Genomic DNA, 24,276 nt, shown 5'->3' with positions numbered 1-24,276 from the left:
CGGAATGCGGGCGGTCCTCCTGGTCGACCCGCACGCAGGCGGGTCCTGCCTTTCCAGCACAGAAAGCTGTCATGGACCTGACATGGCGCTGAAAATCTATTCTCCGGCCAGCGCCTTGTTCCAGCGCGCCAGCAGCTTTGCCCGCGTCGCCTGATCCAGATAGGCCAGAAGTCCGGGGCTGACGGGCACCGGCTTCAGCCGCAACCCGGTCAGGTCCTGCATCCCGCCCACAGGGCTGGTCTGGCCCGCGACTTCAAGGCTGACGGCCGAAAGGCGCAGCGTCCGCGACAGCAGGCTTTGCCCCTCTGGCGACATCAGGAAGGCTAGAAAATCCCCGCCCAGCCCGGGCGAGCGCGCCGCCGTGGGAACCAGCCCCACGCGCGAGACGACCACGGTGAAATCCCGGGGCAGGATCACGCCCACATCGGGATGGCGTCGCGCCCAGTCGGCGGCATAGGACCCCAGCAGGTTGTAGCCCACCGCCAGCCGCCCGTCGGCGATCCGCTCCAGCAACTCGGCCGAGGTCGGGAACTGCTGCACCCCGGCCCGGCCCATGGCGGCGACGACAGACCAGATGCCGGGGTAAAGTTCCTGGTCGCGGGCAAGAAACAGATAGCCCACGCCCGAACGCGCCACGTCATAGGTGCCGACCCGGCCCCGTGCCTCGTCCGGGCGTTCCGCCATCCAGCGAATCAGGTCGGCGCGGGTGGCGGGCGGGTCGTGGTCGGTAAAGCTGGGCTTGTGATAGGCAAAGACTGCGGGTTCAAAGGTCAGCGCATAGGCGGTGTCGCGCCAGTTCGCCCATTCGGGCCAGTCGGGCGTGTCCGGTGTCGCGACGGGCCGGGCGAAACCGTCGTTGGCCAGCTTAACCTGCAAGTCCATGGCCGAGGAAAAGGCGAAATCGGCAGTGCCTGCGCCCGCCTGTGTCTCGGCCACGATCCGGTCGTGCAACTGTGTCGTCAGCAGGTTCTCGTAACGCACCGCGACGCCCGGATTGCGGCTTTGAAAGGCGGTGATCAGCGGCGCGGCCAGATCGTCGTCGAGCGAGGAATAGACCGATAGCTCTTGCTGGTTGCCCTTGGGTGCGGGAAACAGCGTCACCTGCGCAGATGCCGCATCCGCCCACAGTGCAAGCACGGCGGCGATGGCTGGCATAAGGCGGGCAAACAGGCGCATGATGGGCGACTTTGCCAAAGCGGCAGCCCGTTCACAAGTCCGCCGCGTCCCGCTAGGCTGATGGGACCGGGGGGAAGAATGCGCATCCTGCTTGTCGAGGACAATCTGTCGCTGGCCGAGGGGCTGACCGCTTTGCTGCGGCAGTCGGGCTATGCCGTGGACGTCGTCCATGACGGGGCCTCGGCCGAGGCGCTGGCGGCGGCGGAAAGCTTTGACCTGGTGATCCTGGACCTGAACCTGCCGCAGATGGACGGGCTCGAGGTGCTGCGCGCCATGCGCGCACGGCGCAACCCGGCGGCGGTGATGATCCTGACCGCGCGCGGCACGCCCGAGGAACGCGTGCGCGGCCTTGACCTTGGTGCGGACGATTATCTCATCAAGCCCTTCGACATTGGTGAGTTCGAGGCCCGCATCCGTTCGCTGTTGCGTCGTCAGGCGGGCTTGCGCAATTCGACCGTCAGCTTTGGCGAACTGGTGCTGGACCAGACCGCGCGCAGCTTCTTGCTGGCGGGGCAACCGCTGGATCTGCCGGCGCGGGAACGCGGGTTGCTGGAGCTGTTGATCATGCGCGCGGGCAAGGTGGTGGCGCGCGATTCCATCGTGCAATCGCTGACCTCGCTTGAGGATGACCTGTCCGCCAATGCCATCGAGCAATATGTCAGCCGCCTGCGCAAGCGGCTGGCGCCGGCGGGGTTGACCGTCAAGACCGCGCGCGGCATCGGATATTTCCTCGACCGGGCGGCACCTTGATACGGCGGCCGTTTTCCCTGCGCCGCCGCCTGCTGGCCTGGCTGTTGCTGGGGACGCTGGCCCTGGGAACTGCCGCGCTGATCGACACCTGGCGCGAGGCGGTGCACATGGCCAACGCGCTGGCCGACCGGGTGCTGGCCGGTTCGGCGCTGGTGATCGCCGAGCGTGCCTCGCTGGATCACGAGGGCCGGATCGCCATCGAGATCCCCTATGGTGCGCTGGAGATGCTGAGTTCGGCGGCACAGGACCGGGTGTTCTATCGCGTGGACGGACCGCCCGGTCATATCGTGACCGGCTATGGCGATCTGCCGATGGCACCGGCGCAGCCGGGCGCGGGGCCGGCCTATGCCGACGGCGTGTTCCGGGGCGAGCCGGTGCGGGTGGCAAGCCTTGCGCGCGCCGCCTCGACCGGCATCGACGAGGTGCCCTTTGTGGTGACCGTGGCCGAAACCACCAACGCCCGGCGCGAATTGACCCGCACGATCCTGATGCGTTCGGCCCTGCGGCTGACGCTGATGATCGCGGGCGCGGCGCTGATCGTCTGGATCGCGGTAACGGTATCGCTGCGCCCGCTTTATCGGCTGGGCGAAGAGATCGCTGCGCGCAACCCCGACGACCTGAGCCCGATCGGGACGCCGGTCCCGTCCGAGGTGCGCGGGCTGGTCGGCACGGTGAACGGTTTCATGCGGCGGCTGGAATCGGCGCTGGACGGGATGCGCAACTTCACCGGCAATGCCGGGCATCAGTTGCGCACGCCGCTGGCGGTGGTTCGCACGCAACTGGCGCTGGCGGCGCGGGCGGCCACGCTGGCCGAGGCGCAATCCGCCGCCAGCAAGGGCGACACCGCCGTCGCCCATGCCGAGCGGATCCTGGCGCAATTGCTGTTGCTGGCCAAGGTCGATGCCGCGGAAGGCGCGGCCCTAGCTGCGCCGCTGGATCTGGCGGCACTTGCGCGTGACCTGACCGCCGAACATATCCCCGCCGCTGCCGAGGCCGGCATCGACCTTGGATTTGAGGGCGAGGGGCCGGTGACCGTCCGGGCCGAACCTCTGCTGCTGGGAGAGGCGCTGGGCAACCTGATCCTGAATGCGCTGCGCCACGCGGGCCGGGCGGCGGTGGTGACAGTCCGCGTGGGACGCAATGGCCCCGACGCAGTGCTGGAGGTCGAGGACAACGGTCCCGGCATTCCGTCCGCATCCCGCGCCGCCGTCGTCAGCCGATTCGCCCGCGGCGAAACCTCGGGGCCCGGCATGGGTCTGGGCCTGCCCGTGACGCTGGAAATCGCCAGCCTGTTTGGCGGCCGGCTGACCCTGGACGAGGGCGCGGGCGCGCGCGGACTGGTGGCGCGCATCATCTTGCCGGCACTGACCAACCCCGGTGCCACGCAAGAAAATGCGGGCCTTGATACGGACCCCTTGCAATTTTGACCCGAATTCGCCATCTTTTGCCAGTTCGCGTCTTCGTGAACGCAGTTTGATGGCCGGGCCCCTCTGGCGGACGTGGCGGCACGTTCGTGATGTCGGCATCGATCTTTGACCAGCCGCCTGGACTTGTTCTGAATATGCAACAAGGAAACAACCTGTCCGCGGGGGGCTCGACGAATGGAATCCATCGTCCCACCCTGCACTATTTCAAGTGGTCCTTTATCGTCACCGTGCTTGGCCTTGCGCTGGGTGCGGTGCTGGGATGGCAGACCACGGGAACCGTCGGCGGCACGCTGACGATATTCTTTATCTGTGCCGTGCTTGCGGTGCTGGAAATCTCGCTTTCCTTCGACAACGCCATCGTCAACGCCAACAAGTTGAAGGAAATGACCCCCAAGTGGCAGCGCCGCTTTCTGACCTGGGGTATCCTGATCGCAGTCTTTGGCATGCGGATCGTGTTCCCGCTGCTGATCGTCGTCGTTGCCGCCAATATCGGCCCGTGGCAGGCGATGGTTATGGCTGCAAGCCAGCCCGATGAATATTCGCGCATCATGCATGACGCCCATCTGCCCATCGCGGCATTCGGCGGCACCTTCCTGATGATGGTCGGGCTCAGCTTTTTCTTCGACCATGAAAAGAACGTGCACTGGGTGCGCTGGCTGGAACGTCGCATGCAGCGTTATGCCACCGTCCGTGGCATCGAGGTCGCGGTGGTGCTGGTCACGGTGCTGATCTTTTCGCGGTTCCTTGAAGGGGCCGAATCGCAGATCTTCTTCCATTCGGCGATCTGGGGTCTTTTGACCTTCCTGCTGGTCGAGGTGCTGGGCGGTCTGCTGGACAGCTCGCAAGAGGCGATGCAAGCCGGGGCCAAGGGCGGTATCGGTGCGTTCCTGTATCTTGAGGTGCTGGATGCCTCGTTCAGCTTTGACGGGGTGATCGGTGCCTTTGCGTTGACCCACAACCTGTTTGTCATCGCCATCGGCCTGGGCATCGGCGCAATGTATGTGCGTTCGATGACCATTATGCTGGTCGAGCGCGGCACGCTGGCCGAATACCGCTTTCTTGAGCATGGCGCCTTTTATGCCATCATCGCGCTGTCGGTGATCATGTTCGTGCAGCCGCTGGTACATATCCCCGAGGTGATCACGGGTCTGGGCGGGGCGACGCTGATCGGCATCTCGCTGTGGTCCTCGATCCGCTGGAACCGCAAGAACCACGCGGCCGAGGCATAGGCCCCCCGGACATTTCGAGCCTATCGGGCCGCCATCTTTCGGGATGGCGGCTTTTTTGCTATCACTGCCCTGTGGTTCGTGACGAGGTTTGGACATGCGTTATCTGCTTGCCCTGTTGGTTGTCGTGGCCTTTGGCACAGCGATCCTGTTCTGGCGCAATGCACAAAGCGACGCGATGGTGCAGGACGACGGCGCGGATGTTCAGGCGTTTTACCAGACCGGCCGGATGCTGCCGCAGGGCGAACTGCGGGTCTATCACCTGGGTCATAGTCTCGTGGGGCAGGACATGCCGGCAATGCTGGCGCAACTGGCCGGGCAAGGCTATGATTACGCGCTGCAATTGGGCTGGGGCGCCGCGCTGCGCGAGCACCATCAGGGCCCGCAGGCGATCAACGGCTTCGATCAGGAAAACGCCACGCCCCGTTACCGCGATGCGCATGAGGCGCTGAAAAGCGGTGATTACGACGCCTTTGTCATGACCGAGATGATGCGCCTGACGGATGCGATCCAATACAAGGAAAGCAGCATCTATGCCGGGAAATGGGCGGTCGAGGCGGCTCAGGGCAATGCGGATGGGGAAATCTTTCTTTACGAAAGCTGGCACGCGCTGGATGACGAGCCGGACTGGCTGGCCCGCCTGCCCGAGGATCTGGAGATGCTCTGGAAACCCGGCCTGCTTTGGCCCGCCGCCCGCGCCGCCGGCAAACCGGTCTGGCTGATCCCGGCGGGGCAGGTCATGGCCCGTCTGGTCGCCGAGGCCGAAACGGCGGGCGGTATCGCTGAACTGAAATCGCGCGAGGATCTGTTTGCCCGCAACGCCGACGGCTCGCTGGACCCTATCCATCCCAACGATCTGGGCTTCTATCTGGTGGCGCTGACCCATTACGCCGTGCTTTACGGCAAAAGTCCGGTCAGTCTGCCGCATGAGCTGTTGCGCGCGGATGGCACCCCTGCCGACGCGCCTTCGCCAGAACTGGCGCGGCGCATGCAGGAACTGGTGTGGGAGGTGGTCAGCACGAACCCGCTGACCGGGGTGTAACCGCCCGAGACCCGAATTCTGCTTCTACCGGGCATTGAAAATATTCCCATTGATCCGGCGCGGCATTTGCCTTCTTGGCAGGCACAGGCTGATCGTATTCCGGGCAACTGCCCCGATTACGGTCAGACGTCATGTGCAGGAGGTCGAATGCTTACCGGGTTCGTGCTGTTCTATGTCGGTGCCGTGCTGTTTCTCAACGGCCTCTGGCTGATGGGCCGCATCGCTGATCGCGAGATCGTGGTCATTAATATCGTCACTGCGCTGGTTTCGGGCGCGGCCGTGCTGCATGACGCCTTTGGCTCGGCGGCCAGCGCGGCCAGTATCCGCAACGGTGCGCTAAGCCTGCTGTTCTGCACCACCTATCTGTGGGTGGCCTATAACCGGCTAAGCGGTGCCGACGGGCGCGGCCTTGGCTGGTTCAGCCTGTTCGTCGCCGTGACCACGGTGCCGGTCTTTCTGCGCGCGCTGGCCGCGGCGGGCTCACTGACCGAGCTTTGGCTGGCTGTGAACTGGGGTATCTGGGGCGTGCTGTGGCTTATGTATTTCCTGCTTCTGGCGCTGAAGCGCCCGATCCAGCGCCAGACCGCCTGGGTCACGCTTTTGGCCGGGATATTCACCGGTTGGCTGCCGGGCTTTCTGCTGCTGGACGGTCTGATCTGACTGCGGAAATGCCCCGGCCCTATGGTGTCGCAACGATGGCAGTACAGGGGGGCTATTTATACTCGATGATCCGCATGGCGTCGCCGCTGCGGCGACGGCGGTAATAAGTCAGCATTCCCAAAAGGTTGGGTATCTTGGCCAAGACCAGAAGGGCCGCCTGTTTCGCGGCCATGGGCTGGCCTTTCAGCCCGCGCAGGGTCTTTGCAAAGGACAGCCCGTAAAGCGCAAGCACCAGCAGCACCAACCAGCCCGAGGTGAACAGCCCGATCAAGGCCAGCAGCGGCAGGATCAGGCCATAGACCCAGATGCGCAGGATCTCGCGCCGGAAATGCGGCGGGTGCATCTGGCCGATCTCGGCAAAGCAATGCCCGGTGCGGACAGTGCGTTTCCACCATTGGCCAAAGCTGGTCATGTCGGCGTCGTGCAGCGTCATCAGCACCGGTAGCCGTTCCAGTCGCCAGCCCGCCTTGCCGATGCGCAGGCTGAATTCGGGATCCTCGCCAGCGATCAGTGCCGGATTGAAGCCGCCGACCTGCCGAAAGGCGGCCACGCGGACCATCATGTCGCCGCCCGAGGTCTCGATCGGGCCGGGGGGGCGGTGCCAGTCCACCTCGCACATCTGGTTATAGACCGATGCCGTGGGGTGGATTTCAGAACGCCAGCCGGTGACAAGGCCCAGCCTGCTATCTGCCTGCATGGCGGCGGTACCGGCATCCAGCCAAGCCGCCTCGACCCGGCAATCGCCATCGACGAATTGCACCAGATCCAGCTCTCCGCCAGCCAGCAACGCCTCGAAACCTGCATTGCGGGCGCGGGCGGCGGTAAAGGGAACCGAAGTGTCCAGTTCGACCACGGTGACGCCAAGACTGCGGGCAAAGGCGACGCTGTCATCGCCCGAGCCGCTGTCCACATAGACCACCCGCGCGCACAGCGGCACCAGTGAGCGCAGGCAGGCCCTGAGCCTTTCGCCTTCGTTGCGGCCGATCGCCACTGCGCCAAGCGTGGGTCGGGTCATGATTCCCCCAAGGTTGATCCGGCAAGCCGAACCTATCCGCGTAAGGCCGTTTTCCGCAATGCGGCGAGGCATGCCATTATGGGCATGTTCAGAGGGACGGGGGTTCCTGCCGCAGGCTTTGCCGGGCCAGAGCCGAGATCAGGTCGGTCTGCGTCACGATACCGACGATGCGCGGCCCGTCCAGCACCGGCACCGCGTCGAATTCGCCCGACGCCAGCAACGGCAGCAGCGTCCCGATGGGTGCGTCCGGTCCGACATGCGGCGGGTCGGTCTGCATGATCTCGCGTGCGCGGGTGGGCGTGCCGCGCTTGGGGGTCAGCAGGTCGGACATGGCGGCCGAGAATCGGCGGTCGTGCCGAAAGGCGTCTTCGCGGGCGCGGCGGATCAGGTGAAGCTGGAAGATCACGCCAAGGAACTGGCCATCACCCCCGACCACGGGCAAAGAGGTAAACCCGTGCCGGCGAAAGATATCGGCGACCCGGGCCAGCCGGGTATGGGGCGCTACGGTCACAAGGTCGCGCGACATGACGTCCGCGGCGGTCAGCGGCCCAGTGCGATGGGCGGCGGCCTGCAACTCGGCGGCGCCGATCAGCCGGGCCAGATCCTCGACCCCAAGGTTCAGGGATTGGCGATAGCGTTGCAGGATATCGGTCAGGTCGTCCTTGGACAGGCCCAGTCGTTCCATCGCCGGGTGGTCGGCAGTGCCATGCGGGCCTGGCTCGTTGAACTGGCGAAAGGGATAGCGCCGGCCGGTCAGCCGGGCATAGATCATGGCCAGCCCCACCAGCGTCAGAGTGCCCAGCAGCACCGGCGTCAGCACGAAGCGAAAGCCGATCTCGCGGATCGCATCGGGGTTCAGCGCGGCGGTCATCGCCACCGCACCCGCCGGCGGATGCACCGCCCGCATCAGGATCATCGCCGTGATGGTGACGCCCACCGCCAGCGCGACGCACAACGCCGAATTCGGTGTCAGCATGCAGGCCAGCACACCCACCGCAGCGGCCGTGCAGCAGCCGACGACGGCCGACCAGGGCTGGGCCAGCGGGCTGTTCGGCACCGCAAAGACCAACACCGAGGTCGCCCCGAAAGGCGCGATCATGGAAAGGCCAAGCCGCAAATCGGTCGAGGGCGACATCAGAAACAAGCCTGAAACGCCCAGCCCCACGACTGCACCGACGCCAGCCCGTAGCGCTTCGCGCGGCGAGCCGGGCGCGATGGCCGGGCCAAGCGCCTGCGTGATCTGGTGCAGCACCGCCCCAGCCGGTCTGAGCATGTGGGTATTCCTTGCGCCTGCCGGAAAAAGGGCTTCCCCTGCGCCTAATTGTCGCAGGAACGGGCAGGTTGCAAGTCCCCGAAAAGGCTTGCCTGCAGGCGGTCAACCCAGCCGGGCAAATGCCTCCATCACCGCGCGTTCGGAGTGGTGCAGGTAGGTTTCCAGCATGCGCGCCGCGCCGGCCGGGTCGCCGCCTTCAAGCGTGCCCAGGATTTCGGCATTGCGCGGAATATAAGGCTGGTGCAGCAATTCCGGGCTGTTCAGCAGGCCAAAGGCCAGCCGCAGTTCGGCGATGACCTGTGCGAAAAACTGCATAAGCCGCGGGCTGTCGGTCAGCGCGACGATGGCGGCGTGGAATTCCATATTGGCGCTGCCGACGCCGCGCCAGTCGGGAATGTGCTGCAATTCCTTGGCGCGCGCCACGGCGGCATGCATCCGGGCGACGGCGGCATGCCCAGGCCAGGCTTGCGCCAGTGCCGGCACTTCGATCAGTCGGCGCACCCGATAGATGTCGAGGATCGACGCCATCGAAGGCACGGCGACAAAGACGCCCCGGTGCGGCTCGTGACGCAGGATTCCCTCGCGCGTAAGCAGGCGGAACACTTCACGCAGCGTATTGCGTGAGATGTCGAGTTCGGCCGCAAGCCGCGCCTCGGACAGCCGCTGGCCGGGCACCAGCGTGCCCCCCGTGACCTGATCGCGCAAGCGCACGGCGATCTCTTCGGCAAGGCTGGGGGCAGGGTCGCGTGCTTCCGCCATTGCGGCTGGTTCCTTTGTCCTGGACTGGCTGATCTTGGCCGAGTGGCCGGAGGCAGGCAAGGCGCACTGGACTGATTCGTCCGGTTTTTCCGCCTGTTGAGCGGGCAAAGCCGTCTTGCGAATGGGCGGAATGCCGCAGCGTCGCCGGCGATTTCCAAAATTTATCCCTGCTTCACAAGTGGGTTGCTCAACAATTCAATGGTTCGTGTCAATTTATCGTTGACTGATTGTCTTGTTGAATTCACATTCCCGCCATTCCCAAGACGCACCCCACCCTTGCACCAGGAGCAGACCGATGGCCGAATCCGTCTCGTCCCCTTCTGTCGCCTCTACCGCCGCGCGCGGCGGTTTCATGGCGGCGATTTTCCTGATGGCGACTTCGGCCATCGGGCCGGGCTTCATCACCCAGACCGCGACATTCACCGCAAAGCTTGGTTCGGCATTCGCATTCGCGATCCTTGCCTCGATCCTGATCGACTTTGTGGTCCAGCTCAACATCTGGCGCATTACCGCGCTGACCCGCCGCAATGCGTCGGATACCGCGAACCAGGCTATTCCCGGCGCAGGCTATCTGCTGGCGGTGCTGGTGCTGATCGGCGGGCTTGCCTTTAACATCGGCAATATCGCCGGGGCGGGGCTGGGTCTGAACGCGATGTTCGGGCTGGAGCCCAAGATCGGCGGCGCTATTTCGGCATTTCTGGCTATTGGCATCTTCTTGTCGCGCCGGGCGGGATTGCTGCTCGACCGGTCGCTGATCGCGCTAGGGCTGCTGATGATCGGCATGACGCTGGTCGTTGCCATCGTCTCGAACCCGCCCGTGGGCGATGCGATGCGGCAGATGGTCATCCCAGACACCGTGGATTTCGCCACCATCACCACCATCGTCGGTGGGACCGTGGGTGGTTATATCACCTATGCCGGGGCGCATCGCCTGCTGGACAAGGGGCTCGTCGGGGAACAGAATCTGGCTGCCGTTACCCGTGCCTCGCTGACGGGGATCGCGGTGACCGGGGTCATGCGCTTTATCCTGTTCCTCGCCATTCTGGGTGTCGTCGCCTCGGGCGTGACGCTGGATCTGTCGGGTCAGGCCGCGAACCCTGCCGCGCAGGCTTTCGCAGTGGTTCTGGGCGAATGGGGCATGCGCATTTTTGGCATGATTTTCTGGGCGGCGGCGATCACCTCGGTCATCGGGGCGGCCTATACTTCGGTCAGCTTTCTTGTCGTCTTTCGCCAGATGGGCGACCGTGACCGCAACATCGCGACGGTGATCTTTATCGCTGTCTCGCTGGCAGTGTATCTGTCGCTGGGCACCGCGCCGGCCGCTATTCTGGTCTTTGTCGGCGGCTTCAACGGGCTGATCCTGCCCATCGGGCTGACGATCTTTACCTATGTCGGCTTTGCGCGCTCGGATCTGATGGGCGGGCATGTCTATAACCGGCCGTTGCTGATCGCCAGCGCCGCGGTCTGCGCATTGACGTGGTATATGGGTTTCAAATCCATCGGCCCGATCTTTGCCTTCCTGGGCACCTGAGCCAAGATCGCGGCTGGCCCGTTATCGGGCCAGCCGCCCCAATTCCCGGAGGAAACACATGACCCGCAACATCGACCTGAACAGTGATCTGGGCGAGGGCTATGGCGCGTGGAAGATGGGCGACGATGCCACCATGCTGGGCGTCGTCAGCTCGGCCAACGTGGCCTGTGGCTTTCACGCCGGCGATCCGCTGACCATTCTGGCCACCGTGCGCGAGGCTGCGGCCCGCGGCGTGGCGGTGGGGGCGCATGTCTCGTATCCCGACAGGGTGGGTTTCGGCCGTCGTCCGATGGACGTGACCCATGCCGAGCTGGTCGCCGATGTGATCTATCAGATCGGGGCATTGCAGGGGATCTGCGCAAGCGCCGGCACGCGCGTCACCTATGTCAAGCCGCATGGGGCGCTTTACAACACCATCGCCACCGATCCCCGGCAGGGTGCGGCGGTGATCGAGGGCATCAAGGCCGTCGATCCCACACTGGCCATGATGGGTCTGGCCGGGACGCAAATCCTGCGGCAGGCGGCAGAGGCCGGGCTGCCCACCATCGCCGAGGCCTTTGCCGACCGCGCCTATCGTCCCGACGGGCAGCTCGTGTCGCGCCGCGAGGCCGGCGCGGTGCTGCATGACCCCGAGGCGGTGGCCGCGCGGATGCTGCGCCTTGCCACCGAGGGCGTGATCGAGGCGGCGGATGGTTCGCCCCTGCATCTTCAGGCCGACAGCATCTGCGTGCATGGCGACAGCCCCGGTGCCGTCGCAATGGCCGCCCGCATCCGCGAGGTATTGCTGGCTGGCGGTGTCCGCATCGTCGCGGCGACGGGGGGTGCGGCATGAGCGGCCTTCCCGATCTTGAATCCGCCCGTGCGGCGCGTCTGGCCTGCCGCGAGGGCGCGCCGCGTCCCACCTCGGGCATGGCGCCGGGCTTTACCCAGTGCAACATGATCTCGCTGCCCAAGGACTGGGCCTGGGATTTCCTGCTTTATGCGCAGCGCAACCCAAAGCCTTGCCCGGTGCTGGACGTAACCGACCCGGGCAGTCATCGCACCGTGCTGGCCCCCGAGGCCGATCTGAGGACCGATATTCCGCTGTATCGTATCTGGCGCGATGGCGAGCTGGTTCAGGAAACCCCGGACGCCACGGCGGCATGGGCCGAACATCCCGATCTGGTGACCTTTCTGATCGGCTGTTCGTTCACCTTTGAAACCCCGCTGCAGCAGGCGGGGATCGAGGTGCGCCATATCACGCAGGGCTGCAACGTGCCGATGTATCTGACCGACCGCGACTGCCGGCCGGCGGGGCGTCTGCATGGCAAGATGGTCGTTTCCATGCGCCCGATCCCCGCGGGGCGCGTGGCCGAGGCGGCGATGATCTCGGGGCGCACGCCTGCCGTTCATGGCGCGCCGGTCCATATCGGGCTGCCCGAGGGTTTGGGTATCGCAGACCTGTCCCGTCCCGATTTCGGCGATCCGGTGGAAATCCGCGCCGGAGAGGTGCCGGTGTTCTGGGCCTGCGGCGTGACTCCGCAGGCGGCGCTGATGGCCTCGAAACCGCCCTTTGCCATCACCCATGCGCCGGGGCATATGTTCATCACCGACGTCCCCGACACGCATTGGCAGGTGTGAGCATGCGTTTCCTGCCCATCGGACCCCGGACCCTGCTGGCCGAACTGGACGATCTGGACCAGACGCTGGCGCTGTTCGACGCGCTTGACGCCGATCCCATCCCCGGCGTGGCCGAGATCATTCCCGCCGCGCGAACCCTGATGATCCGCACCGCGCCCGGTGTTGCAGCCGATGGCGGGTTGGCGGGGCAGGTCGCGGCCCGCCAGCCCACCCCCGGCACGCCGCCCAACGCACGGACCAGCGAGACGGTCGAACTGCCCGTCACCTATGACGGCGAGGATCTGGCCGATGTCGCCCGTCACATGCACCTGACCGAGGCCGAGGTGATCGCCGCCCATCAGGAAACCACGTGGCAGGTGGCCTTTTGCGGCTTCGCCCCCGGCTTTGCCTATATGACCTGCGACGATCCGCGCTTTGACCTGCCGCGCCGCCCCGCGCCCCGGACGCGCATTCCGGCGGGCTCGGTCGCGCTGGCCGGGCGCTTTTGCGGCGTCTATCCGCAGGAAACCCCCGGCGGTTGGCAGTTGATCGGCCGGACCGAGGTGCCGATGTGGGACCTGAACCGCGATCCGCCCACGCTGCTGCGTCCCGGCGTTCGCTGTCGCTTCGTGGCGCGCAAGGCCGAGGTTCACGCCTCTGCCGCCGTCCCGCAGCCGCAGCCCGAAAGCGGCTTGCGCGTGCTTTCGACCGCCTTCCCCATCGTCTTTCAGGATGAGGGGCGGCTGGGACAGGGCGGGCAAGGGGTTTCGGCCTCGGGCGCGCTGGACATGGGTGCGATGCGGCGCGCGAACCGCGCCGTCGGCAATCCGGCCGAGGTTCCGGCGCTGGAGATCACTTTGGGGCCGGTTCGGCTGCAGGCCGACCAGCCGATGGTTCTGGCGCTGACGGGTGCGGCGCAGGCCAGCGTCGCCGGCCATGCCATCCCGCGCGGCGCGGCATTCGCCATGGATGCGGGGGATGAAATCACCATTACCCCGCCGCAAGCGGGCATGCGCAGCTATCTGGCGCTGCGTGGCGGGTTCACGGTTGCGCCGGTGCTGGGCTCGGCCGCGACCGATACGCTGGCCCATGTCGGTCCGCAGGCCGTGGCGGCCGGCACGGTGCTGGCCCCCGCAAATCGCCCCACCGTCGCGGCCGCAGCGGCAGAGGCGGAACCCGCGCTGCCCAAAGCCGGCGATCTGGTCGAGCTGCCGGTGACGCTTGGTCCCCGCGCCGACTGGTTCACGCCGGATATGGTGCGGCATTTCCTGACGCAGGAATGGCTGGTGACGCCGCAAAGCTCGCGCGTCGGGATCCGGCTTGAGGGCGCCCTGCCGCTGACGCGCGAGGACGCGACCGAACTGCCCTCGGAAGGGACCGAGACGGGCGCGATCCAGATTCCGCATTCCGGCCAGCCGGTGCTGTTTCTGGCCGACCATCCCCTGACCGGCGGCTATCCGGTCATCGCCACCCTGCTGCCGCAGGCGCTGGACCTTGCCGGCCAGATCCCGCCCGGCGCCCGCATCCGCTTTACCGCCAGCGCCGATTTCGCACCCATCACGCCAGAGAGGCCCGCATGACCATTTTCGCCACCGGCCCCATCCGCCCGATCAAGCGCCTGCTGATCGCCAACCGGGGCGAGATCGCCGTCCGCGTCATCCGTGCCTGCCGCGACGAGGGGATCGAGACCGTCGCCATCTACGCCGATGCCGACCGCGATGCGCTGTTCGTGCGCATGGCCGATCAGGCCCATGCGCTGGGGGGCGACGCGCCCTCGGACACCTATCTGGATGCGGGCAAGATCATCGGCATCGCCCGGGGCTCGGAGGCGGATGCGATCCATCCGGGCTATGGCTTTCTGTCCGAACGCGCCGATTTCGCGCAGGCCGTGCAGGACGCCGGCCTGATCTGGATCGGGCCGGACGCCGCGGTAATCGAGGCTTTGGGCGACAAGATCGAGGCCCGCCGCATCGCCGAGGCAGTGGGCGCACCGCTGGTCGCAGGGACCCCAGGTCCCGTCGAAAGCGGCGCCGAGGCATTGGCCTTTGCCCGTCAGCACGGCCTGCCCATCGCCATCAAGGCCGCTTTCGGTGGTGGCGGGCGCGGCATGAAGGTTGCATGGCGGCTGGAAGAGGTGGAGGAGCTGTTTGAATCCGCCACGCGCGAGGCACTGACCGCCTTTGGCCGCGGCGAATGCTTTATCGAGCAGTTCCTGGACCGTCCGCGCCATGTCGAGGCGCAGGTGCTGGCCGACAAGCACGGCACGGTCAAGGTGATCGGCACCCGCGACTGTTCCTTGCAGCGCCGCAACCAGAAGTTGGTGGAAGAGGCGCCGGCGCCCTTCCTGACCGACGAACAGCGCGACCGCATTCACAATTCGGCCCGCGCGATCTGCGCCCATGCCGGCTACAGCGGCGCGGGGACGGTGGAATACCTGCTTTCGGCCAATGGCACGATCTCGTTTCTTGAGGTGAACACCCGCTTGCAGGTCGAGCATCCGGTGACCGAGGAAACCACCGGCATCGATCTGGTGCGCGCCATGATCCGTGTCGCGCAAGGCGCACGGCTGGCCGACGAAACCGTGCCCCAGCCACGCGGCCACGCCATCGAGTTCCGCATCAATGCGGAAGACCCGGCCCGGGGGTTCCTCCCCACTCCTGGGCCGGTCGAGGTTTTCGAGGCGCCCTCGGGGCCGGGCATCCGCGTGGACAGCGGGGTTGTCTCGGGTTCGGTCGTGCCGGGCAGTTTCGATTCGCTGATGGCCAAGCTGATCGTGACCGGCGCCACCCGGCACGAGGCGTTGCAGCGTGCCGAACGGGCGCTGCGCGAATTCCGCATCGAAGGCGTGGCCTCGGTCCTGCCTTTTGACAGTGCCGTGGTGGCGCAGCCGGATTTCCGCGCCGAGGATGGCGATTTCCGCGTCCATACCCGCTGGATCGAGACGGATTTCGCCGAGACCCTGGCCGAAGCCGTCGCGCCGCATGCGCGCGTCGCCCCCGCCGCGCAGGCGCCGCTGTTGCGCCTTGCGGTCGAGATCGACGGCAAGCGGCATGAACTGGGCCTGCCGGCCAACCTGCTGGCGGCATTGCCCGCTGGCGGGGCAGCCGTGCCCGAGGCCGCGCCTGAAGCCGATGAGGCGGTGCTGACAGCCCCGGTTCCCGGCACGCTGACGCTGTGGCAGGCCGAGGACGGGGCCGAGGTCGAGGCCGGGCAGGTCGTCGCCGTCATCGAGGCGATGAAGATGGAAACCCGCATCGAGGCCCATCGCTGCGGCAAGCTGACCCGGATCGCCGCGCAGGGCGATGTGCTGGCCTTTGGTGCGCCGTTGGCCCGGATCGGCTGAGGCGCTTTGACATTTCCCGGCGGGCCGTGCCAATTCGGCCCGCCGGCGTCTGGCCGCCGGTCATCCGCCGGAACAAACATGAGCCTGCCAAGACGCCGCATCCTGACCTTTGCGCTGGCCGCCATGGGCGGCGCGGCGTTTTTGCTTTTGGGCCTGCCGTTGCCTTTGCTGCTGGGACCGATGCTGGCCTGTCTGATCACATCCCTTGCCGGGGCGCCGCTGGCGGGGGCCGGGCAGTTCGGCATCTTCATGCGCACCATCCTTGGCGTGGCCGTCGGCGCCTCGATCACACCCGATGTGATGGCAGAACTGCCGGATGTAGCGGCCTCGCTGGCCTTTGTGCCCGGCTTTATCGGGGTGATCGGGCTGGTCGGCTATCCGCTGTTTCGCCGCGTCTTCGGCTTTGACCACGCAACGGCGTGGTATGGCGCCATGCCCGGCGGATTGCAGGACATGTTGGTTTTCGGCGAGGAGGCCGGGGGCGATGTTCGCGCGCTGTCGCTGATCCATGCGACGCGGGTTCTGGTGATCGTCACCGTCGCGCCGCTGATTATGACCGTCCTTTGGGGGCTGGACCTGTCGCAGCCCCCCGGCGCACCCATGCGTGCGACCGACGCGGCCGAGATCGCGCTGATGATCGCGGCCGGCCTGATCGGCTGGAAGGGGGCCGAGCGGCTGGGCCTGTTCGGTGCCTCGATCCTGGGGCCCATGGTGCTGACGGCGGTGTTGTCCCTGTCGGGCTTTATCACCCACCGACCTCCGGCCGAGATGATACAGGCCGCGCAGTTCTTTATCGGCATTGCGGTCGGGGTGAAATATGCCGGCATAACCCTGCGGGAATTGCGCCTGCATGTGATGGCGGGAATCGTCTATGCGCTGCTTCTGGCCACGATCAGCCTGATTTTCATCGAGGTTATCGTGCATCTGGGGCTGGCGCCGGGGCTGGACGCCTTTCTGGCCTTCCTGCCCGGCGGTCAGGCCGAAATGGTGGTGATCGCCCTGATTTCGGGGGCCGACATGGCCTATGTCGTCAGCCACCACCTTTTGCGCATGGTCATCGTGATCGTGCTGGGGCCGGTGGTGGGCAAGATGCTGCGACGACGCGGATAGATGTGCGCCTATGCGTCAAGTTGCGGGCCGGAACGCAGCCGCAGGCTCTGGCATCAAGGCGGGCGACAGGCGATGAAAGCTCTTGCAACCGGCGGGTGGTTCCGGCTCATATCCCGAGCCGAAGGGGGAACCGCATGAGCCATCGAATCCTGAAAGCCGCCGAGCATCGCCGCATGCCGTGGAAGAATGGCAGGGGCGAGACAGTCGAGGTCGCCGTCCACCCCGAGGGTGCAGGGCTTGCTGATTTCGGCTGGCGCGTCAGCATGGCGGGGGTCAACGAGGATGGCGATTTTTCGATCTTTCCGCAGATCGACCGCACGCTGGCAGTGTTGACGGGCGAGGGGATCGAGTTGCAGGTGCAGGGACGCGCCGTCCAGCGCTTGACCGTGGAGTCCGCTCCGCTGGCCTTTCCCGCCGATGCGCCATGCGCGGCGCGGCTTTTGGCGGGTCCTATCAGCGACCTGAACGTGATGACCCGGCGCGGTGCTTTTACCCACCGGCTGACAAGGTTGTCCGGGGTCGCCACGGGCAGGCCAGACTGGCGGCTGTTGCTGGCCGCCGCACCAGTCACATTGGAATTCTCCGGCGAAACCGTGACGTTGGAGCCGCTGGACGCGCTGCTGTGCGAAGGGCCCGAAGCGGCGCTGCCCGTCGGCCCCGCCCCGGATGTCTGGCTGATCGAAATCAGCCGCGCCTAGCGCCAGCCAAGCGCCGGGGCGATGTGTTTCAGCACCGCCTCGATCACATGCGCATTGTAATCCACGCCCAACTGGTTCGGCACGGTCAAAAGCAGCGTGTCGGCCTCGGCGATGGCTTCGTCCTCGCGCAGTTCCTCGATCAGCCGGTCCGGTTCGGCGGTATAGCCCCGGCCAAAGATCGAGCGGGTCTCTTCGATAAAGCCGATCTGGTCGTTTTCCTTGCCGCCACGGCCGAAATACCTGCGATCGCGGTCGTCCATCAGCGGAAAGATCGAGCGGCTGACCGAAACGCGTGGGCTGTGCTGGTGCCCCGCCGCCGTCCATGCTTCGCGATAGGTGCGGATCTGCTCGGCCTGCTGGATATGAAAGGGCTTGCCGTTCTCATCCGTTTTCAGGGTCGAGCTTTGCAGGTGCATGCCCAACTGCGCAGCCCAGCGGGCAGTGGCGTTCGAGGCCGCGCCCCACCAGATCCGGTCGCGCAGACCCGGCGAATGCGGCTCGATCCGCAAAAGGCCGGGCGGGTTGGGAAACATCGGCTGGGGGTTCGGCTGCGCAAAGCCCTGGCCTTCGATCACGTTCAAAAACACCTCGGCATGCCGGCGGGCCATGTCGGCGTCGCTTTCGCCCTCGGCCGGGCCATAGCCGAAATAGCGCCAGCCCTCGATCACCTGCTCGGGCGAGCCGCGCGAGATGCCCAGTTGCAGCCGCCCTTGCGAGATCAGGTCGGCGGCCCCGGCGTCCTCGGCCATGTACAGGGGGTTTTCATAGCGCATGTCGATGACCGCGGTGCCGATCTCGATGCTTTTCGTGCGTGCGCCGACCGCCGCCAGCAACGGAAAGGGCGAGCCAAGCTGGCGGGCAAAGTGATGCACCCGGAAATAGGCGCCGTCCGCGCCCAGTTCCTCGGCCGCGACGGCAAGTTCGATGGATTGCAGCAGCGTGTCCTGTGCGCTGCGGGTTTGCGAGCCATGGTCGTCCGACCAATGACCAAAGGACAGGAAACCAATTTTCTTCACGGCCGACCTATGGTGTTGCGGGGGAGGCAAGGGATATGGGGTCGCGAGGGTCCGTCCGCCAGCCCGCCTGCCAGGATGGCCGCTGCAGTTCTGCGGCGAGATGGTCGATAAAGCGCCGCAGCTTGGCCGGCATGGGAGAGACGGGTGGCCAGACCGCCACGATGGGCAGCGGTCGGGTGTTGAACTGGGTCAGCACCCGCTCCAACCGCCCGTCGGCCAGCGCCGGGGCGGCGATGAAACCCGGCAGGATGGCCAAGCCCAGCCCTTCGATGGCCATGTCGCGGATCGCCTCGCCATTGTTCATCGACAGCCGCCCCTGCACGAGTGGCGAGACAAAGCGGTCGCGGTCCTGAAACTGCCATAGCTGGCTGTGCGGCAGGTGGCTGTAGCCGATCACCTCGTGTTCGCGCAGATCGGAAAGCGCCTGCGGGCGGCCCTTGCGGTCCAGATAGGCGGGGCTGGCGCAGGCGATGCTTTCATCCTCGCACAGCTTGCGCTGCATCAGCGCCTTGTCGCGCATCTTGCCGATACGGATACCGATGTCGAAGCCCTCGCGCGCCAGATCGCGGGCGCGGTCGTCGTAATCGACGCTGATCTCAAGCTCGGGGTTCTGCGCGGCAAAGCGGGCGATGATCGGCCCCAGATGCAGCACGCCAAAGCTCATGGGGGCGGCGATGGACAGGCTGCCGCGCAACGGCGCCAGCCCGTCCATGTCCCAGGCGGTGCTTTCCGCCGCCGCCACCAGCTCGGCCAGTGCCGGACGCAGCCGTTCGGCCAGCCGCAGCGCCGCCTCGGTCGGGGTGATGCGGCCGGCGTTGCGGCGAAACAGGGCGGCGCCCAGCGTTGCTTCCAGATCGCTGATCCGCTTGCTGACCACGGATTTCGACAGGTTCAGCCGTGCGGCGGCGGCGGTGACGGTGCCCAGCTCCATCACCGTCAGAAAGGTTTCCAGATCGTTCAGGTCATAACGCATGGTGGCAGCTTACCCGGTCGTGCGCCGTTCGCAATGGCCGAACACAAGGTTCGCACCCACTGCCATAGCGGAAACGCCGGCGATGCCCGATATTGGTGGCAACAGAAAAGGAGGCCCGAAATGGAGCTGACCGGAATTCACCACCTGACGGCAATCACCGCCAACGCCCGCGGCAACAAGGAATTCTATACCGATACGCTGGGGATGCGGCTGGTCAAAAAGACCGTCAATCAGGACGATACCACCGCATATCACCTGTTCTACGCCGATGGGCTGGCCCAGCCCGGCACCGATCTGACCTTTTTCGACTGGCCCGCCGCGCGTGAGCGGCGCGGGACGCATTCGATCAGCCGCACCGGCTTGCGGGTCGCGGGCGACAGCCTTGACTATTGGGCGGCGCGGCTTTCAGAGCGGGGCCTGACACCCGGGCAGATCGCCGAGATCGACGGCCGCGCCAGTCTGGAGTTCGAGGACCCCGAGGGCCAGCGTTTCCGTCTGACCCAGGACGCGCCCGGCATTGCCGCGAATGCCTGGGCCAAAAGCCCGGTGCCGGCGCAACACCAGATCCACGGCTTGGGTCCGATCACCATTTCGGTGCCGGAACTGGCCGCGACCGAAGTTGTGCTGACCCATGTGATGGCCATGCGCAAGGTCCGGGAATACGCCAGCCCGGACGGGCATGGCACTGTCCATGTCTTTGAAATGGGCAAAGGCGGCCCCTCGGCCGAGCTGCATGTGGCGGTTCAGCCCGACCTGCCGGTGGCGCGTCAGGGTGCGGGTGGGGTGCATCATGTCGCCTTCCGTGTGCCGGACAAGCCCGCCATCCACGAATGGGCCAGGCGGCTCAATGAGATGCGCGTTCCCAGTTCGGGCGAGGTCGAGCGCTACTATTTCCGCTCGCTCTATTTCCGGGAACCGGGCGGCAACCTGTTCGAGATCGCCAGCGACGAGCCCGGTTTTGCCGTGGATGAGCCGCTGGAAAGCCTGGGCGAACGCCTGTCGCTGCCGCCTTTCCTGGAGGGCCGCCGGGAACAGATCGAGGCGGGACTGAAGCCGCTGGACTAAGCCCACCCAAATCAACCGCAAGGCTGTCGGAGCGATCCGGCGGCCTTTTTTCATGCATGGAACCGTTGCGGGATTGGCGTTTTCGCCCCATCCTGCCGGCCGCGACAGGACGGAAGGGAGTGCATGGCATGAACCAGCCGGAAACGGAAAAATCCGCCTCGGAACTCATTGACGCGCGGATCGGTGAACTTCGCGATTGGCGCGGCGAGATGCTGGCGCGACTGCGCGCCCTGATCCACGAGGCCGACCCCGAGGTGGTCGAGGAATGGAAATGGCGCGGCGTGCCGGTCTGGTCGCATGACGGCATCATCTGCACCGGCGAGACCTATGAGCAGGTGGTCAAGATGACCTTTGCCAAGGGTGCCGCGCTCCCGGATCCTGCGGGCCTGTTCAACGCCAGCCTGGAAGGCAACACGCGCCGTGCCATCGACCTGCGCGAAGGGGATCGGATCGACACCGAGGCGCTCAAAGCCCTGATCCGCGCCGCTGCGGCACTGAACGCGGCCAAGAAAAAAGGGCGGTCGAAGTGACCGCCCCGGGGGATTCCTGATCGTAAAGGCTCAGGCGGTTTTTGCGCGCTGCGCCATGGTCGCCTCGGCCCACCAAAGCAGTTCGTCCAGCATGGACCCCAGTGCGGGTTGCAGCACCGCGTCCACTTCGGACATCGGGCCATTGGCACCCAGCGGCGAGACCTTCATGAATTCGCCCGCGCCCAGATGCACGGCATTGCGCAGGGGCACCATCTGTAATTCGACGGCGATGCCGCGCAGATGCTCGATGGCGCGGGCGGCCCCGACGCCGCCATAGCCCATGGCCGCCGCCGGCTTGTGGTTCCATTCCTTATATGCCTGATCCAGCGCATTTTTCAGCGAGCCGCTGACCGAGTGGTTGTATTCCGAGGTCACGAAGATATAGCCGTCGAATTCGGCCAGCTTCTGCTGCCATTTCACCGCGCGGGGGTCCTGCGACGGCACCCAAAGGTTCGAGGCGACCTCGTCGAACAGCGGCAGGTCATAGTCCCGCAGATCGACCAGCTCAAAGCTCATGTCGTCGCGCTTTTGCGCATTTTCCAGCAGCCATGTGGCGGGCTTGTCGGCAAAGCGGGCGGCGCGGGTCGAGCCGATGATGATGGCGATATTGGGCTTCTTGGTCATGGATCTGGTCCTTGTGATGGTCTTGCGGGCCGGTTGTGGCCCTTTGATTGAATTACATGGCCTTAAACTGGGCCTTGCCGGGCTTTCGGACAAGCCAACCGAAATCGGAAGCGGTGTTCGGAAACAGGAAACAGGTCGGGGTTGAAACCGTGAAAAAACAGGCGGGCCTTGCGGTCCGCCTGTAAGGTTTGGGTTGGATTGGCGTCAGTCCCGGCCTGCCAGCCATTGCGAGGCCAGCGTCAGATCCTCGGGCTGAATCTCGTGGCCGGCACTGATCGTCCGGGCATCCAGCGCCGCGCCGCCCTCGCGCAAGGCGTGTTCCAGCTCGGGGGCCATGCGGGCGAAGAGGTCGCGGTTCCCGGTCAGCATCAGCACCCTGCTGTCGGCCAGCGCCTGTGGCTGTTGCTCCGGCGGTTCTTCCAGCACCTGCACGGCGCGCAGCAGCACCGCCCGGCCGATGAGGCCCGGATATAGCTGCAAGACCGCGCCTAGCAGGTTGGCGCCGTTCGAATAGCCCAGATAGGTCAGCGCCTTGGGGTTCAGCCCATAGGCCCGCGCGGCCTCGTCGATGAAGCCGGCAAATGCTTCGGCCTCGGCGCGGATGTCGGCCTGATCGTAGGTCACGGCGTCATAGCGGCGGAACCAGCGGTTGATGCCTTCCTCGGTCGAGCGACCGCGCACACCCAGCAGCGTGGCGTTCGGCGCGATGCGATGTGCAAGCGGCATCAAATCGGACTCGTTGCCGCCCGTCCCGTGCAGCAGGACGATCGTGCTGCCGTCCGGGTTTTCCGGCCGGTGGAAGCGGTGGATGAAATGCAGGTTTCGCATCGGGTTCCTTTCCTCGCCCGGCAGAGCGAATTGCGGCAAGATCACGCGCAGATCCTCGGCGCGTGCAATGTCATGGGGCGGGACGAACAGCGTCCGGCCCAAATCCTCGACCGTCTCGTCCACGGTAAAGCCGGGGGCGTCGGTGGCGTATTCCAGCAGCGTTCCCGCCGGCTCGCGCACATAGAGCGACAGGAAATACTTGCGGTCATGCACGCTGGTCGCATCGGTATCCTTAAGCTCCAGCCGCATCCGGCGCACCGTTTCGGCATCGGCCGCGCGAAAGGCGACGTGATCCAGGGTTCCGGTGCCGGGAATGCCCGGAAAAAAGCCAGTGGCGTCGCGGATGTCGATTGCATCCGTGTCCGAGACCATCCGTTGCACCGCACCCGAAACCGTGCCCGGCCGATAGCCGAAGCGGATCAGGAAGTCGCGCGTCGCATCGGGCTGCTCGGTCAGGATGACGACGCTGCGCAGCCGTGTCGGCGCGATGGGGTCGGGCAGCGGGGCATCCGCGGGCAGGTCCACCCCCACCAGCTTGACGATCACGCCATCGGGGTCCTTGAGTCGCAAAACCGTTTCACCCAATTCGCGCAAGGGCCCCTCGACCGGCACGCGGGCGGTCATGGCGCGGGTCAGCCAGTCGCCGATGCTGGCGGGTGGCACGGCCAACGCGATCTCGGCCACCTGGCCGTGACCGACACGCCCGGGCGCGCCGTCCTCCCACACCAGAAAGGTGATGAGCGAACCGGGCGAACCCAGCGCGTCGCCATAGAACAGATGCAGTTGTTCGGCATCCTCGAAACCGCCCGTGCGCTTGACCAGACGCAGGCCCAGAAAGCCTGCATAGAAATCGACATTGGCCTGCACCCGGCGGGTGATGCCGGTGACGTGATGGATGCCGGTGGGCATGGTTTTTTCCCCTTTATGCGCCCGTTTCGCGGGCAAGGACGGCCTGCACGGCCGGATCGGCCGCGATGCGGTCATGCAGGGCCTGCACATTGGCCCAGGATGCGATGCCTTCGGGCAGCAGCTTTGCCGCCCAGCGGATCATCGGAAAGGCATAGGCGTCGATCACCGAGCGGCGGTCCAGGATCCAGTCCCGGCCTTCAAGATGATCGTTCAGCAGCGCCAGCCGCTTGCGCACCAGCTTGCGTCCGGCCTCTTGCACGGCGTCGCGGTCGGCCTGTTCGCGGCTGGTGGTGTAACGCTGCGGCATGAACAGCGGGAAAAAGGCAGGGTGCATGTCGCCGGTGAAAAAGCTTGACCAGCGGTCGAACTCGGCCTGTGACCGCAGGTCGTCGCCACCGCCCAGTTCCGCTTCGGGGTGCTTGCGGGCCAGATGATGCAGGATCGCGCCGGCCTGTGTCAGCGTCCAGCCGTCATCTTCGCGCAGCACCGGCACGGCACTTGCCGGGTTCACCGCCCGCAATTCGGCCGATCCGAATTCGACCGACACCGCCTGATAGGGCGCGCCGATCCATTCCAGAGCAATATGCGGGGCGAGCGAGCAGGCGCCGGCGTGGTAGAACAGGGTGGGCATGAAATCCTCCGTCTTGCGATACGTCCAAGATAGCGCGACGCCGCGTTTGCCCAACCGGCCAAGGCTGGAACGCGGCGTTCTGCACAATCGA

The 24,276-nt window shown here is 65.9% G+C and carries 23 protein-coding genes; 14 read left to right on the top strand and 9 right to left on the bottom strand.

Features of this window, described 5'->3' with window-relative positions:
• Positions 1 to 96: 96 nt before the first annotated feature.
• A complete protein-coding gene (locus JWJ88_RS19910; protein ID WP_240200311.1) occupies positions 97 to 1,176 on the bottom strand; it encodes an ABC transporter substrate-binding protein in 1,080 nt (359 codons plus the stop codon).
• A 78-nt stretch (positions 1,177 to 1,254) separates the two neighbouring features.
• Between JWJ88_RS19910 and JWJ88_RS19905 the strand changes: the two genes are divergently transcribed.
• The 5 genes from JWJ88_RS19905 (at position 1,255) to JWJ88_RS19885 (ending at position 6,281) form a co-directional block, all read left to right on the top strand.
• Positions 1,255 to 1,926: a response regulator transcription factor gene (locus tag JWJ88_RS19905; RefSeq protein WP_205296148.1), complete on the top strand. Its 672-nt coding sequence runs from the start codon at positions 1,255 to 1,257 to the stop codon at positions 1,924 to 1,926.
• On the top strand, positions 1,923 to 3,353 hold the full coding sequence (locus tag JWJ88_RS19900; protein ID WP_205296147.1) for a sensor histidine kinase: 1,431 nt from the start codon (positions 1,923 to 1,925) through the stop codon (positions 3,351 to 3,353). The genes JWJ88_RS19905 and JWJ88_RS19900 overlap by 4 nt, the downstream gene beginning before the upstream one ends.
• 134 nt (positions 3,354 to 3,487) lie before the next feature.
• Positions 3,488 to 4,582 carry a DUF475 domain-containing protein gene (locus tag JWJ88_RS19895; protein WP_205296146.1) on the top strand — a complete coding sequence of 365 codons (1,095 nt, stop codon included), beginning with the start codon at positions 3,488 to 3,490 and terminating at the stop codon, positions 4,580 to 4,582.
• Positions 4,583 to 4,676: 94 nt separating this feature from the next.
• Entirely contained in the window at positions 4,677 to 5,621 is a 945-nt protein-coding gene (locus JWJ88_RS19890; protein WP_205296145.1) for a hypothetical protein, read from the top strand.
• 147 nt (positions 5,622 to 5,768) lie between these two features.
• Positions 5,769 to 6,281, top strand: coding sequence for an AmiS/UreI family transporter (locus JWJ88_RS19885; protein ID WP_205296144.1), 513 nt, complete (start codon positions 5,769 to 5,771; stop codon positions 6,279 to 6,281).
• A gap of 52 nt (positions 6,282 to 6,333) precedes the next feature.
• On the opposite strand, the gene JWJ88_RS19880 is transcribed toward JWJ88_RS19885, so the two are convergent.
• The 3 genes from JWJ88_RS19880 to JWJ88_RS19870 all read right to left on the bottom strand — a co-directional run bounded on the left by JWJ88_RS19880 (position 6,334) and on the right by JWJ88_RS19870 (position 9,328).
• On the bottom strand, positions 6,334 to 7,296 hold the full coding sequence (locus tag JWJ88_RS19880) for a glycosyltransferase (protein WP_205296143.1): 963 nt from the start codon (positions 7,294 to 7,296) through the stop codon (positions 6,334 to 6,336).
• An 88-nt stretch (positions 7,297 to 7,384) separates the two neighbouring features.
• Positions 7,385 to 8,569 carry an HPP family protein gene (locus JWJ88_RS19875; RefSeq protein WP_205296142.1) on the bottom strand — a complete coding sequence of 395 codons (1,185 nt, stop codon included), beginning with the start codon at positions 8,567 to 8,569 and terminating at the stop codon, positions 7,385 to 7,387.
• A gap of 102 nt (positions 8,570 to 8,671) precedes the next feature.
• Entirely contained in the window at positions 8,672 to 9,328 is a 657-nt protein-coding gene (locus JWJ88_RS19870) for a GntR family transcriptional regulator (RefSeq protein WP_205296141.1), read from the bottom strand.
• Positions 9,329 to 9,623: 295 nt separating this feature from the next.
• Between JWJ88_RS19870 and JWJ88_RS19865 the strand changes: the two genes are divergently transcribed.
• The 7 genes from JWJ88_RS19865 to JWJ88_RS19835 all read left to right on the top strand — a co-directional run bounded on the left by JWJ88_RS19865 (position 9,624) and on the right by JWJ88_RS19835 (position 17,609).
• Positions 9,624 to 10,859, top strand: coding sequence for an NRAMP family divalent metal transporter (locus JWJ88_RS19865; RefSeq protein ID WP_205296140.1), 1,236 nt, complete (start codon positions 9,624 to 9,626; stop codon positions 10,857 to 10,859).
• A gap of 58 nt (positions 10,860 to 10,917) precedes the next feature.
• Positions 10,918 to 11,691 (top strand): LamB/YcsF family protein, encoded by a 774-nt coding sequence (locus JWJ88_RS19860; RefSeq protein WP_205296139.1) that lies wholly within the window; start codon positions 10,918 to 10,920, stop codon positions 11,689 to 11,691.
• Positions 11,688 to 12,479: a putative hydro-lyase gene (locus JWJ88_RS19855; RefSeq protein WP_205296138.1), complete on the top strand. Its 792-nt coding sequence runs from the start codon at positions 11,688 to 11,690 to the stop codon at positions 12,477 to 12,479. The genes JWJ88_RS19860 and JWJ88_RS19855 overlap by 4 nt, the downstream gene beginning before the upstream one ends.
• A 2-nt stretch (positions 12,480 to 12,481) precedes the next feature.
• Positions 12,482 to 14,038: a 5-oxoprolinase subunit B/C family protein gene (locus JWJ88_RS19850; protein ID WP_205296137.1), complete on the top strand. Its 1,557-nt coding sequence runs from the start codon at positions 12,482 to 12,484 to the stop codon at positions 14,036 to 14,038.
• Positions 14,035 to 15,801: an acetyl/propionyl/methylcrotonyl-CoA carboxylase subunit alpha gene (locus JWJ88_RS19845; protein ID WP_240200310.1), complete on the top strand. Its 1,767-nt coding sequence runs from the start codon at positions 14,035 to 14,037 to the stop codon at positions 15,799 to 15,801. The genes JWJ88_RS19850 and JWJ88_RS19845 overlap by 4 nt, the downstream gene beginning before the upstream one ends.
• A gap of 78 nt (positions 15,802 to 15,879) precedes the next feature.
• Positions 15,880 to 16,911: an AbrB family transcriptional regulator gene (locus tag JWJ88_RS19840; RefSeq protein WP_205296136.1), complete on the top strand. Its 1,032-nt coding sequence runs from the start codon at positions 15,880 to 15,882 to the stop codon at positions 16,909 to 16,911.
• Positions 16,912 to 17,045: 134 nt separating this feature from the next.
• A complete protein-coding gene (locus JWJ88_RS19835) occupies positions 17,046 to 17,609 on the top strand; it encodes a HutD/Ves family protein (RefSeq protein ID WP_205296135.1) in 564 nt (187 codons plus the stop codon).
• Here JWJ88_RS19835 and JWJ88_RS19830 read toward each other — a convergent pair.
• On the bottom strand, positions 17,606 to 18,625 hold the full coding sequence (locus tag JWJ88_RS19830) for an LLM class flavin-dependent oxidoreductase (RefSeq protein ID WP_205296134.1): 1,020 nt from the start codon (positions 18,623 to 18,625) through the stop codon (positions 17,606 to 17,608). The two genes, JWJ88_RS19835 and JWJ88_RS19830, sit on opposite strands and share 4 nt — an antisense overlap.
• 7 nt (positions 18,626 to 18,632) lie before the next feature.
• On the bottom strand, positions 18,633 to 19,598 hold the full coding sequence (locus tag JWJ88_RS19825) for a LysR family transcriptional regulator (RefSeq protein ID WP_205296133.1): 966 nt from the start codon (positions 19,596 to 19,598) through the stop codon (positions 18,633 to 18,635).
• Between the two features lie 120 nt (positions 19,599 to 19,718).
• Between JWJ88_RS19825 and JWJ88_RS19820 the strand changes: the two genes are divergently transcribed.
• Together JWJ88_RS19820 and JWJ88_RS19815 are read left to right on the top strand one after the other, a co-directional pair.
• Positions 19,719 to 20,663: a ring-cleaving dioxygenase gene (locus JWJ88_RS19820; protein ID WP_205296132.1), complete on the top strand. Its 945-nt coding sequence runs from the start codon at positions 19,719 to 19,721 to the stop codon at positions 20,661 to 20,663.
• Positions 20,664 to 20,791: 128 nt separating this feature from the next.
• Positions 20,792 to 21,193, top strand: a complete 402-nt coding sequence (locus tag JWJ88_RS19815; protein WP_205296131.1) for a DUF1801 domain-containing protein — start codon at positions 20,792 to 20,794, stop codon at positions 21,191 to 21,193.
• Positions 21,194 to 21,223: 30 nt separating this feature from the next.
• Here the strand turns inward: JWJ88_RS19815 and JWJ88_RS19810 are convergent, their stop codons facing one another.
• From JWJ88_RS19810 to JWJ88_RS19800, 3 genes are all read right to left on the bottom strand, one after another.
• Complete coding sequence (locus JWJ88_RS19810; RefSeq protein ID WP_205296130.1) at positions 21,224 to 21,817, bottom strand: NADPH-dependent FMN reductase; 594 nt, start codon at positions 21,815 to 21,817, stop codon at positions 21,224 to 21,226.
• A gap of 204 nt (positions 21,818 to 22,021) precedes the next feature.
• Positions 22,022 to 23,554, bottom strand: coding sequence for a VOC family protein (locus JWJ88_RS19805; RefSeq protein ID WP_205296129.1), 1,533 nt, complete (start codon positions 23,552 to 23,554; stop codon positions 22,022 to 22,024).
• Positions 23,555 to 23,567: 13 nt separating this feature from the next.
• Positions 23,568 to 24,185: a glutathione S-transferase family protein gene (locus JWJ88_RS19800; protein ID WP_205296128.1), complete on the bottom strand. Its 618-nt coding sequence runs from the start codon at positions 24,183 to 24,185 to the stop codon at positions 23,568 to 23,570.
• Between the last annotated feature and the right edge of the window lie 91 nt (positions 24,186 to 24,276).

The organism is Paracoccus methylovorus, assembly GCF_016919705.1.
GTDB classification, from domain to species: Bacteria; Pseudomonadota; Alphaproteobacteria; order Rhodobacterales; family Rhodobacteraceae; genus Paracoccus; species Paracoccus methylovorus.
The sequence above is the reverse complement of the archived record's forward strand: the minus strand, read 5'-3'. Positions and strand labels throughout refer to the sequence as shown.